This window comes from Neobacillus vireti (assembly GCF_001026695.1).
Classification (GTDB): domain Bacteria; phylum Bacillota; class Bacilli; order Bacillales; family Cytobacillaceae; genus Neobacillus; species Neobacillus vireti.
On the sequence record NZ_LDNB01000003.1, the window covers coordinates 65,876 to 77,262 of the forward strand.

At 42.7% G+C, this 11,387-nt stretch carries 9 protein-coding genes, 8 tRNA genes and 1 rRNA gene; all 18 read right to left on the reverse strand.

What is annotated here, in order from left to right; all coding sequences use genetic code 11:
- Window positions 1–35: 35 nt before the first annotated feature.
- Entirely contained in the window at window positions 36–515 is a 480-nt protein-coding gene (gene ispF, locus AA980_RS05740; protein ID WP_024030904.1) for a 2-C-methyl-D-erythritol 2,4-cyclodiphosphate synthase, read from the reverse strand.
- Window positions 516–558: 43 nt separating this feature from the next.
- Window positions 559–1,257: a 2-C-methyl-D-erythritol 4-phosphate cytidylyltransferase gene (gene ispD / locus AA980_RS05745; RefSeq protein WP_024030903.1), complete on the reverse strand. Its 699-nt coding sequence runs from the start codon at window positions 1,255–1,257 to the stop codon at window positions 559–561.
- Between the two features lie 32 nt (window positions 1,258–1,289).
- Window positions 1,290–2,378: a PIN/TRAM domain-containing protein gene (locus AA980_RS05750; RefSeq protein ID WP_024030902.1), complete on the reverse strand. Its 1,089-nt coding sequence runs from the start codon at window positions 2,376–2,378 to the stop codon at window positions 1,290–1,292.
- A 183-nt stretch (window positions 2,379–2,561) separates the two neighbouring features.
- A complete protein-coding gene (disA, locus tag AA980_RS05755) occupies window positions 2,562–3,635 on the reverse strand; it encodes a DNA integrity scanning diadenylate cyclase DisA (RefSeq protein ID WP_024030901.1) in 1,074 nt (357 codons plus the stop codon).
- Between the two features lie 5 nt (window positions 3,636–3,640).
- Window positions 3,641–5,023 (reverse strand): DNA repair protein RadA, encoded by a 1,383-nt coding sequence (radA, locus tag AA980_RS05760; protein ID WP_024030900.1) that lies wholly within the window; start codon window positions 5,021–5,023, stop codon window positions 3,641–3,643.
- A 109-nt stretch (window positions 5,024–5,132) separates the two neighbouring features.
- On the reverse strand, window positions 5,133–7,574 hold the full coding sequence (gene clpC / locus AA980_RS05765; RefSeq protein WP_024030899.1) for an ATP-dependent protease ATP-binding subunit ClpC: 2,442 nt from the start codon (window positions 7,572–7,574) through the stop codon (window positions 5,133–5,135).
- A 17-nt stretch (window positions 7,575–7,591) separates the two neighbouring features.
- Window positions 7,592–8,662, reverse strand: coding sequence for a protein arginine kinase (locus AA980_RS05770; RefSeq protein WP_024030898.1), 1,071 nt, complete (start codon window positions 8,660–8,662; stop codon window positions 7,592–7,594).
- A gap of 1 nt (window position 8,663) precedes the next feature.
- Entirely contained in the window at window positions 8,664–9,212 is a 549-nt protein-coding gene (locus AA980_RS05775) for a UvrB/UvrC motif-containing protein (protein ID WP_024030897.1), read from the reverse strand.
- 26 nt (window positions 9,213–9,238) lie between these two features.
- Window positions 9,239–9,700, reverse strand: coding sequence for a CtsR family transcriptional regulator (locus tag AA980_RS05780; protein WP_024030896.1), 462 nt, complete (start codon window positions 9,698–9,700; stop codon window positions 9,239–9,241).
- Window positions 9,701–10,053: 353 nt separating this feature from the next.
- Window positions 10,054–10,129: transfer RNA gene (locus AA980_RS05785), tRNA-Ala, on the reverse strand.
- 16 nt (window positions 10,130–10,145) lie between these two features.
- Window positions 10,146–10,222: transfer RNA gene (locus tag AA980_RS05790), tRNA-Pro, on the reverse strand.
- Between the two features lie 64 nt (window positions 10,223–10,286).
- A tRNA-Leu gene (locus AA980_RS05795) sits at window positions 10,287–10,375 on the reverse strand.
- Window positions 10,376–10,384: 9 nt separating this feature from the next.
- Window positions 10,385–10,456, reverse strand: a tRNA-Gly gene (locus tag AA980_RS05800).
- 14 nt (window positions 10,457–10,470) lie between these two features.
- Window positions 10,471–10,555: transfer RNA gene (locus AA980_RS05805), tRNA-Leu, on the reverse strand.
- A gap of 9 nt (window positions 10,556–10,564) precedes the next feature.
- Window positions 10,565–10,640 (reverse strand) — tRNA-Lys (locus tag AA980_RS05810).
- Window positions 10,641–10,785: 145 nt separating this feature from the next.
- Window positions 10,786–10,858 (reverse strand) — tRNA-Thr (locus AA980_RS05815).
- 21 nt (window positions 10,859–10,879) lie between these two features.
- Window positions 10,880–10,957 (reverse strand) — tRNA-Val (locus tag AA980_RS05820).
- Window positions 10,958–11,145: 188 nt separating this feature from the next.
- Window positions 11,146–11,262 (reverse strand): 5S ribosomal RNA (rrf, locus tag AA980_RS05825).
- Window positions 11,263–11,387 lie beyond the last annotated feature (125 nt).

Below are 11,387 nucleotides of genomic sequence, written 5' to 3' on the forward strand. Positions count from 1 at the left end.
TATTTCAACTGATTATTTTATCATATTAATAAAAACTATTTAATCTTTTTCAATAAAACTACTACTTGGGAGGCAATTCCCTCTCCTCTGCCGGCAAAGCCGAGCTTCTCCGTCGTTGTCGCCTTTACATTGATTTGTTCCGGTGCTGCTTCTAGTAATTCGGCAATCCGTGCACGCATTTGCTCAATGTATGGGGCCATTTTTGGCTTTTGTGCGATAATGGTACAATCGGCATTGACAAGCTCGTAACCCTTATCCTTAACGAGCTGCCATACATGCTCCATCAGCTTCGCGGAGTCAGCATCCTTAAAGTTTGGATCGGTGTCTGGAAAATGTTTTCCTATATCACCTTCCCCAATTGCCCCAAGACAAGCATCGGAAACCGTATGTAATAATACATCGGCATCGGAATGGCCCAAAAGGCCTTTTTCATAAGGAATCGTGATACCGCCAATAATCAGCGGACGTCCTTCTGTTAATTGGTGAACATCAAAGCCTTGTCCAATTCGAAACATCATTAAAAACCCCTTTTTTTCTCTTTCATTTAGTATCGACCTTTTAACTTAGATTACTGTCCAGCTTCCGCTTTTCTAGTATAGCTTCTGCAAAAAATAAATCTTCTGGTGTGGTCAGCTTAATATTATCGTAGTTTCCTTCCACAATTGCTACGGGATGGTTTAGACGCTCCACTAAACTGGAATCATCTGTTCCAAGAAAGCAGTCTTTTTCAGCCTGTTCATATGCTTGTCTAAGCAAGGAAATGCGAAAAGCTTGTGGGGTTTGAACAGCCCACAAGCTTGAACGCTCGACAGTTTCTACTACCACACCACTTTGTATCTTTTTCATCGTGTCCTTTGCCGGTACGCCGATAATGGCAGCACTGGTGTCTTCCGCAGTTGCGATTAAACGGTGGATTTGTTCTTTTTGGATAAATGGTCTTGCTGCATCATGAACAAGAATAATTCCATCAGACTTCACAGTTTTCAGGGCATTATAAATGCTATGCTGACGTTCTTCCCCGCCTGGTACTAGATTACTTACTTTCGTCACATTATACCTTGTCAACAAAGCTTTAAATTCCGCCTCATCCTGCGGGTGAATGGCCAGAATAATGCCCGTGCAGGCTTCATCCTCTTCGAAAACCCTTAATGTATGCATCAGCACAGGCATTCCCTTAAGTTCTAATAAAAGTTTGTTTTTTCCTGCTCCCATTCTTTTTCCCATGCCTGCAGCAGGGAGAATGACTTGGTAAGTCATATGATTACCTCTCTCTATCTGTCTAGCTCCAGCTATAAAGCTTTTTCGAGTAATTTTGGTTTAGCAAAGATCATCCTGCCGGCAGAGGTCTGAAGAACACTTGTCACAAGAACCTCGATTCTTTTTCCGATGTATTCTCTTCCTTCTTCGACAACAATCATCGTTCCGTCATCTAAATAGGCCACGCCTTGATGATATTCTTTTCCATCCTTAATCACTTGGACCGTTAATTCTTCACCCGGAAGAACAACTGGTTTCACCGCGTTCGCTAAATCATTTATGTTTAAAACGGTGACATTCTGCAGTTCACATACCTTGTTTAAGTTAAAATCATTGGTGACTAGGATGCCATTTGTTATTTTCGCAAGCTTCACCAGCTTCGCATCCACTTCGCTAATTTCTTCAAAATCACCCTCGTAAATTTCAACCTTAATCGAGAGTTCCTTTTGGATTCGGTTTAAGATGTCCAAGCCTCTGCGGCCGCGATTTCGCTTCAGCACATCAGAAGAATCAGCGATATGCTGTAATTCCGCAAGTACGAATTGGGGAATAATAATTGTTCCTTCCAAGAACCCCGTCTGACAAATATCAGCAACACGGCCATCAATAATAACGCTTGTATCTAATATCTTCCAATCCGAACCGATAGCCTTTTCGTTCTCCTCGTCGGCTGTCTTTTTCTTATTGCTTCGATTGCCAAAAAGCCCTAGCAATTCGTCCCTTTTTTTGAAGCCTACCTGAAAGCCAAGGTACCCAAACAATAGCGTCAGCAAAATGGGCGCGACCGCATTTAAAAATTGTACCTGTACAGCATTTAGCGCAAAACCAATCAAAAAAGCAACAATCAACCCAAAAATCAATCCTACACTGCCGAAAAGCACATCTGTTACAGGAATTTTTACTAACGAATCTTCAGCCCATTTAATAAAATTAAAGACATAATCTACTGCCCAAAAGGTTATAAGATAAAAAATAATAGCACCTAAAATAGCAGTGACATACGAATTGTTAATCACTGGAATGTCATTAATATGAAATACTTTGAACAATTCCGGTAATAACAAGATTCCAAGCGTACCTCCGATAATGAGGAAGCAAGCTTGCACGATACGTTTTAACATTCCTTCACCTCCTCTAATTCATTATAAACATATTCCCAGAATTGAAACCTTGATTTGTTGATTATTTTTCCAAATTGTAAACGGTTTGAAATATAGTTGTTATCTTCAAGTCTTACTATTCATAGGGTAGCACTGGAAAAAAACCGTGTCAAACAAATGGCGGCGTGGAAATCTTTATTGCTTTTACAGCTGCCGCTCGGTGTTTATACGCTCCTTTATCAATCTAAAGCCTTCCTGGATTTTTTTCGCCCGTACCTCGCCGATCCCCTCTACATCATCCAACTCTTCGACCGTTGCGGAGGTAATCTTTGAAAGCTCACCAAAACTACTAATTAGATTTTCACTAATGATCGTCGGCAGTCTTGGTATCTTTTGAAGAATTCGATAGCCACGCGGATTTTTGTTTTCTTCCAAATGAACATAGCCAAGATATCCCATAAGCTTTAATAAAACGATATCATCAATAGAGCCGTTATTCGCTAAAACCTGCATTCGATTGAGGACATCCTGGGCTTTAAAGTCACGTTCGAAGGCATAATCCTTAATAATCAGCATGACCTCCTTTTCCAAATCGGTTAAAATCTCATTCAACTGCAGGCGTATGAGCCGTCCCTCTGTCCCAAGTTCATGCAGATAGGTTATCAATTCATTTTTAATCTTTAAGACCATTTCAAAACGGTGGAGAACTAGTAAAAAATCGTTATATGTAACCGATTCCTCAAACTCTAAAATGCTTAAATTCGTGATACTATGCTCCATTACTACCTTGTACTTTTCCAGCGTCTGAATTGCTTGATTGGCTTTTGCTAGGATGACGGCAATATCCTTTAATGCGTAGCGGAAATTTCCTTGATATAGGGTAATGACATTTCGCCGTTGTGAAATCGCAATACATAACGCTTTTGTCTGTTTAGCTGTTCTTTCGGCCGTGCGGTGGCGCATCCCTGTTTCTGTCGAAGATATTTCAGAGTTTGGAACAAGTTGAGCATTAGCAAAAAGGATTTTGCTGCCTGATTCATTTAAGATGATGGCACCATCCATTTTTGCCAGTTCATATAAAAAGCTTGGCGAAAAAGGGCAGTTGATTTCAAAACCGCCGTCAACAATCCCCTTTACCTTTTCGTTATAACCTACAACGATAAGACCCCCTGTGTTCGCCCGGAGGACATTGTCAATTCCCTCGCGAATCGGTGTACCGGGTGCTAGAAACTGTAAAACATTACTGACAGATTGCTCACCAAGCTTCTTATTTTCCATTTGTGTTACCCTCCCAGAGCTGCTTTAAGTGCTTCACTGACAGATGAAACACCAATGAGTTGAACACCGGCTGGCCCCTTCCAGCCACTCAAATTATTTGCAGGTAATATCACGCGTTCAAAGCCCAGCTTTGCGGCTTCTTGGACGCGCTGCTCAATTCTCGAAACTCTCCTAACTTCACCAGTTAACCCCACTTCACCAATAATACAATCCGTAGGCCTTGTTGGTTTATCTCTAAAACTGGAGGCAATACTAACAGCAACAGCGAGGTCAATCGCCGGTTCATCCAATTTGACCCCTCCGGCTACTTTTAAATAGGCATCCTGATTTTGCAGGAGCATTCCTACCCGCTTTTCCAAAACCGCCATTAAAAGTGGGACTCGGTTATGATCGATTCCTGTTGCCATTCTTCTCGGGTTCCCGAAGCTCGTCGGCGAGATTAGTGCCTGTATTTCAACCAGGACCGGCCGCGTCCCTTCCATCGAAGCAACGACAGTCGAACCTGCCGCACCACGTGAACGTTCTTCTAGAAAAATTTCCGATGGATTCTCCACTTCATCCAAACCAAATTCCTTCATTTCAAAAATACCCATTTCGTTGGTTGAGCCAAAGCGATTTTTCACAGCCCTAAGGATTCGGTAGGTGTGGTGTCTCTCCCCTTCAAAATATAGAACCGTATCCACCATATGCTCCAGCAGTCTTGGGCCAGCGATCGAACCTTCTTTCGTCACATGCCCGACAATAAAAATGGCAATTCCTTTGGTTTTGCCGATTCTCATTAATTCAGACGTACATTCACGGACTTGTGATACACTGCCCGGTGCCGACGTTACATCCGGATGAAAGATGGTCTGAATCGAATCAATGATCACGAAACTTGGGTTTGTACCTTCAATGGTCCGATTAATTTCTTCCAAGTTTGTTTCGGCATAAACGAACAAATTTGCCGATGATATCCCTAAACGTTCTGCCCGGAGTTTGGTTTGCCGTAACGACTCCTCACCGGAAATATATAAAACCTGATTGCCTTTATTTGCAAGCTGTGAAGATACTTGCAAAAGCAAGGTTGATTTGCCAATCCCGGGGTCTCCACCTATTAACACTAACGAGCCCTTAACCACGCCCCCGCCTAGAACCCGGTTCAGTTCATTTAAGTCGGTTAAAATTCTCGGTTCATTTTCCATTTCAATTGTATTGATCGGCATTGGTTTAGAAAGAACGGTTGAACCGCTTTGAGAATGAGCAAAGGCTCCCCGTCTACCTGCACCCGTTACTTCTACTTCTTCAATCATCTTATTCCACTGTCCACATCCAGGACATTTCCCCATCCACTTAGGGGATTCATACCCGCACTCTTGACAGATAAACTTTGTTTTACGTTTTGCCATAACCACACTACCCCACTAGATATATAAAAATAAAAAGAGGTACACGATTTTACCTTATTCACGTGTACCTCTGCTTGTTGTAAAGCATCTAAATTCATTATTGATGATTCTATTTTCCTAAACTTACCTTCTCAGTCATTTTTACGATAAATTCACCATTATCCACATCAATAACAGCATGCTGACCCATTAATAAGGTTCCTTTTAATAGCTCTTCAGACAACCGGTCTTCAATATGCTTTTGAATCGCACGGCGTAAAGGTCTTGCACCATACTCTGGGTCGTATCCCTCTTGTGAAATTTTCTCCTTCGCTGCCTCCGTTAACTCTATCGAAATATCCTGCTCGCTTAAGCGTTTGATTAACTGTTCAGACAACAAAGTGACAATTTCATTAAGATGCTTTCTCTCTAACGCATGGAATACAATGATCTCATCAATCCGATTCAAGAATTCAGGACGGAAGGCTTTCTTGAGTTCCTCCATCACCTTACCCTTCATGTCTTTGTAATCCTGCTCGCCGTCCTGAATATTAAAGCCGACATACTTGTTGCGTTTAAGCGATTCAGCACCAACATTTGATGTCATAATTAGGACAGTATTACGGAAATCAACCGTTCTTCCTTTTGAATCTGTCAGCCTGCCATCCTCAAGGACTTGCAGAAGGATATTAAATACATCCGGATGCGCCTTTTCAATTTCATCCAGTAAGATAACAGAGTACGGCTTCCTGCGGACCTTTTCCGTTAATTGTCCGCCTTCTTCATAACCGACATAACCCGGAGGCGACCCAACAAGCCTCGATGTAGAATGCTTCTCCATGTATTCGGACATATCAATTCGAATCATCGCATCCTCATCACCAAACATCGCCTCAGCCAGTGCACGTGCTAATTCGGTTTTTCCGACACCGGTTGGCCCAAGGAAAACAAAAGAACCTATCGGGCGCTTTGGATCTTTTAATCCGGCCCTTGCCCGGCGAACGGCCTTTGATACAGCTTTAACGGCTTCTTCTTGACCAATAATTCGGGAATGAAGAATTTCCTCTAAATTAAGTAACTTTGCTGTTTCCGTTTCGGCAAGCTTGGAGACTGGTACGCCGGTCCAGCTTGAAACCACACTGGCGATATCTTCCACTGTTACTTCATTGTTTTCTTTTCCCTGTTTTTCCTTCCAAGTCTTCTTCGTTTCTTCCAACTGTTCGCGAAGACGCTGTTCTGTATCTCTTAATGAGGCAGCTTTTTCAAATTCCTGACTTTGAACAGCGGAATCTTTCTCTTTTCGTACTTCCTCAAGCTTTACCTCTAATTCTTTTAAATTAGGAGGAGTTGTATAAGAACGAAGCCGTACTTTTGAACCAGCTTCATCAATTAGATCAATCGCTTTATCCGGCAGGAACCGATCTGAAATATAACGGTCTGAGAGCTTTACAGCTGCCTGGATAGCTTCATCGGTAATAGAAACACGATGGTGGGCCTCATAACGGTCACGCAGTCCTTCTAAAATTTGAATCGACTCTTCGGCCGTTGGTTCATCAACACGAATCGGCTGAAACCGTCTTTCCAGCGCTGCGTCTTTTTCAATATATTTACGGTATTCATCAAGGGTTGTTGCTCCAATACACTGAAGTTCTCCGCGGGCAAGCGATGGTTTTAAAATATTCGAAGCATCAATCGCCCCTTCAGCACCGCCAGCGCCAATTAAGGTGTGAAGCTCATCAATGAATAAAATAATATTTCCAGCCTGACGAATTTCATCCATGACTTTTTTCAGACGGTCCTCAAACTCACCACGGTATTTCGTCCCTGCTACAACGGTACCCATATCAAGAGTCATCACTCGTTTATCACGAAGGATTTCCGGTATTTCATTATTGACAATTTGCTGTGCAAGTCCTTCTGCAATCGCCGTTTTACCTACACCCGGCTCACCTATTAATACGGGGTTATTCTTCGTCCGGCGGCTTAGTACCTCAATAACACGTTGAATTTCCTTGCTCCGGCCAATCACAGGGTCTAGGCTGCCTTCGCGGGCAATCGCTGTTAAATCTCTAGCGAGGCTGTCAAGTGTTGGCGTGTTTGCGCTGACAGAGGCGCCGCCCTGATGACTGCCGGATTCATTACTGCCTAATAATTGGAGCACCTGCTGGCGCGCTTTATTTAAGCTTACACCAAGGTTATTAAGTACACGGGCGGCAACCCCTTCTCCCTCACGGATTAAGCCGAGGAGAATGTGCTCTGTTCCCACATAGGAATGTCCTAACTTACGAGCCTCATCCATTGATAATTCAATGACCTTTTTAGCTCTAGGAGTATAATGTATCGTTTGAGCTGTTTCTTGACCCTTACCAATTAAATTCTCCACTTCTTTTTGAATCTTATCAGAGCCTAAACCAAGACCATAAAGTGCTTTCGCAGCAATTCCTTCCCCTTCGCGAACTAATCCCAATAAAATATGCTCTGTTCCTATATTGTTATGCAAAAGACGAATTGCTTCTTCTTGAGCTAAAGCAAGAACTTTTTGTGCTCTTTCAGTAAAACGTCCAAACATCATATTCTCTTCCTCCTAACCTATTTTTCCTGCTCCATTTTTAGTCGTTCCCTAATTAATGCTGCACGTCTAATATCTCGTTCATGCGGCCGTAACGGACCGCCGGCATATTGCTGTAAAAACCCTGGCTGGGTTAAAATCATTAATTCATTTAAAATAGTTTTAGGTAATTCTTCGATAAACCCCATATCTATTCCAAGCCGAACATCTGATAAACACCTGGCTGCCTCTTTTGATTCAATAATTCGGCTATTAGCCAGCACACCTAATGAACGGAATATCCTATCTTCTAATTGTATGTTCGAAGTCTTTCGTAATGCTTCACGGGCTGACCTTTCTTGTGAAATAAGCTGGCTTACCACCCCTTTAAGATCATTGCCAATATCCTCTTCTGATTTACCAAGTGTTATTTGATTAGAAATTTGAAAAATATTCCCTAGCGCCTCACTGCCCTCACCATAAATTCCTCTGACAACTAGACCTAATTGGTTGATAGCTGGAATAATTCGATTGATTTGCTGGGTTAAGATTAATCCTGGCAAATGCATCATAACGGAAGCACGGAGGCCTGTGCCAACATTGGTCGGACAGCTTGTTAAATAGCCATGCTTTTCATCAAAGGCATATTGAATGTTACTTTCAAGCCAATCATCAATTTCATTAGCCGCATCCAATGCCTCCGATAATTGCAGACCCGGGAACAGACATTGGATCCGAATATGATCCTCTTCATTAATCATAATACTAACTTCTTCATTTTCGGTTAATAAAACGGCGCCATATGGTGAATCTTCGGCAAGATGTGGACTAATCAAATGCTTTTCGACTAATACCCTTTTCTGAAGCGGCTGCAATTCATCGATTTTCAACAATTCTATTTGCCCAAATTTTTGAAAATCAGATTTCCTTATTGTATCTTCCATATTTACAATAATCATTTTTGCATCTTCATGTGAAAACAGTGTAGGAAATTTATAGTCCTCGAAGTTCCGAGCTAAACGGATTCGAGAACTTAGGACAATATCTGAGTCAGGTCCTTCCTCGCTCATCCAGGAGCTGACAGCAGTCTTTAGAAAACGTTCAAGCGACACGCTATTCCCCTCCCTTATTGCTTCCGGCTAGTTTTTTCTCTAATGTACGGATTTCATCGCGGATCTCGGCCGCCTTCTCAAATTCTTCTTGGCTGATCGAATTTCTCAAGTCATTCTTCAATTCTTCTATTTGTTTGCGAAGATGAAGACCGCCGCCAATTCTTTTTGGAATTTTGCCGTTATGTGTCCAGTTGCCGCTATGGAGGCGCTTTAGAACAGGATTTAACTGTTCTTTAAAGGTTTCATAGCATTGAGCACAACCAAAGCGTCCTATTTTTAAAAACTGCGGAAACGTCATCGAACAGTGCTCACATTGTAGGATTTCCTCCTGGTGAAACGGACTTTGACTTGGCTTTTGAAAAGCAGGATCGATATTTAATAAACCTGCCAACAGATTATTAAAGGCAAAACCTGTTTCGCTATTAAAAATAAACATTTCACCCTTTTCCTGAGCACACTTCTCACAAAGTTGTACTTCGGTCTTTTCACCATTAATAATTTTGGTGAAATGAAGTGCTGCAGGCCTTTGATTACATTCCTGGCAAATCATTGCTTTCACCTCTCCGGCTGCGTTAATTATTTATATTTTAAGGTTGTTAACATTGCTTTTAACATTCTTGCTCTTAATTCATCCCGATATGGAAGATCTATATATAAAACAGAACGATCAATTACACTCAGCATGATTTTCGCTTCGCGCTTTGTAATAATCTCCTCTTGGACAAGGCGGATAATGACATCCTCTGCACTTGTTTGACTAATTCGGCTTTGGACAAGCGTAAGCAATTGGTCTATTAAATGGGCCAAATCATGTGATTGAACTTTTATTATCCGAATGTAACCGCCGCCGCCCCGTTTACTTTCTACTATATACCCTCTTTCAATGGTAAAGCGGGTATTGATTACATAGTTAATTTGTGAAGGAACGCATTGAAACTTATCAGCAATTTCACTTCTTTTAATTTCAACAAGATCCTTCTCACTCATTTCCAAAACTTGTTTTAAGTATTTCTCGATAATATCGGAGATGTTTCGCATTTTCCCACCCCCAGTCTTTTGACTTTGACTATATTTGACTTAAATTATACTTAAATTTTTCTTAGGATGCAACGATTCACTACTATTGATTTTCCCCAAATCTTGCAGTTGTAAAACCTGTCATTTATTTTAATAATATTCTATTGAGCGGTTTAAATAGAAGGCTGTGTTAAAAGTGAATGTTGATTTCCGTTCCAGGCGCTTCGGGTTCCGCGGGGCGGGCGGTGAGCCTCCTCGGCGCTAAAGCGCCTGCGGGGTCTCACCTGTCCCGCTGCTCCNTCTAGTCGCCTGTGAGCGACTTTTCTATATTAACAGTATAAAAACAATGTGTCAATATATTAAATAAATATTTTTGGTGGAGCCTAGCGGGATCGAACCGCTGACCTCCTGCGTGCAAAGCAGGCGCTCTCCCAGCTGAGCTAAGGCCCCGTATGAAATAAGTAAATGGTCGGGAAGACAGGATTCGAACCTGCGACCCCTTGGTCCCAAACCAAGTGCTCTACCAAGCTGAGCTACTTCCCGTTTATATGGCGCGCCCGGAAGAAGTCGAATCCACAACCNATTGAGCTACCATTATAAAATTAAATGGTGCCGAGGACCGGAATCGAACCGGTACGGTAGTCACCTACCGCAGGATTTTAAGTCCTGTGCGTCTGCCAGTTCCGCCACCCCGGCTTAAAAGAGAGCGGAAGACGGGATTCGAACCCGCGACCCCCACCTTGGCAAGGTGGTGTTCTACCACTGAACTACTTCCGCATATATGAATTAGATGGTGCGGGTGAAGGGAGTCGAACCCCCACGCCTTGCGGCGCCAGATCCTAAGTCTGGTGCGTCTGCCAATTCCGCCACACCCGCAAATATAAATGGTGAGCCATGAAGGACTCGAACCTTCGACCCTCTGATTAAAAGTCAGATGCTCTACCAACTGAGCTAATGGCTCATACTAAGATGATTCACTAATCTTTAATTGTAGTAAGTCAGATGCTCAAAAGAACTTACGTTCTTTCTCGCAGATTGCCCGCAGAAGCTTATTCAATGAAGTCCGCAATCTGCTCTACCAACTGAGCTAATGGCTCGTATAAAGGTGCCGGCGAGAGGACTTGAACCCCCAACCTACTGATTACAAGTCAGTTGCTCTACCAATTGAGCTACCCCGGCAATAAGTTTGGAAAAATAGTATGGTGGAGGATGACGGGATCGAACCGCCGACCCTCTGCTTGTAAGGCAGATGCTCTCCCAGCTGAGCTNTTCCACTCCAATCAACATTGTGCTTAAAGTCAACAATGTTCTTTAACACAGCCAAAAAGAAAGGGAAAATCGAAAACGCAAAAAGGACAACCTTTTCAGGTTGTCCTTCGCTTTATTAGCCTGGCAGCGTCCTACTCTCACAGGGGCGCATGCCCCAACTACCATCGGCGCTGAGAAGCTTAACTNTTATATGTACAGCCTGGCAGTGTCCTACTCTCACAGGGGCGCATGCCCCAACTACCATCGGCGCTGAGAAGCTTAACTTCCGTGTTCGGTATGGGAACGGGTGTGACCTTCTCGCCATTACTACCAGACTATATTTACTTTGAGGTTTCATTCCCTCAAAACTAGATAATGCAGAAGAAGTGCCGTAAAAACGAGTTCGCTTTAAAAATTTGGTTAAGTCCTCGAACGATTAGTATCAGTCAGCTCCACACGT

Bases quoted from the DNA above. Each gene is read 5' to 3' on its own strand.
- ispF (WP_024030904.1), bottom strand. From the start codon at position 515: ATGTTTCGAATTGGACAAGGCTTTGATGTTCACCAATTAACAGAAGGA.
- ispD (WP_024030903.1), bottom strand. From the start codon at position 1,257: ATGACTTACCAAGTCATTCTCCCTGCTGCAGGCATGGGAAAAAGAATG.
- AA980_RS05750 (WP_024030902.1), bottom strand. From the start codon at position 2,378: ATGTTAAAACGTATCGTGCAAGCTTGCTTCCTCATTATCGGAGGTACG.
- disA (WP_024030901.1), bottom strand. From the start codon at position 3,635: ATGGAAAATAAGAAGCTTGGTGAGCAATCTGTCAGTAATGTTTTACAG.
- radA (WP_024030900.1), bottom strand. From the start codon at position 5,023: ATGGCAAAACGTAAAACAAAGTTTATCTGTCAAGAGTGCGGGTATGAA.
- clpC (WP_024030899.1), bottom strand. From the start codon at position 7,574: ATGATGTTTGGACGTTTTACTGAAAGAGCACAAAAAGTTCTTGCTTTA.
- AA980_RS05775 (WP_024030897.1), bottom strand. From the start codon at position 9,212: ATGATTTGCCAGGAATGTAATCAAAGGCCTGCAGCACTTCATTTCACC.
- AA980_RS05780 (WP_024030896.1), bottom strand. From the start codon at position 9,700: ATGCGAAACATCTCCGATATTATCGAGAAATACTTAAAACAAGTTTTG.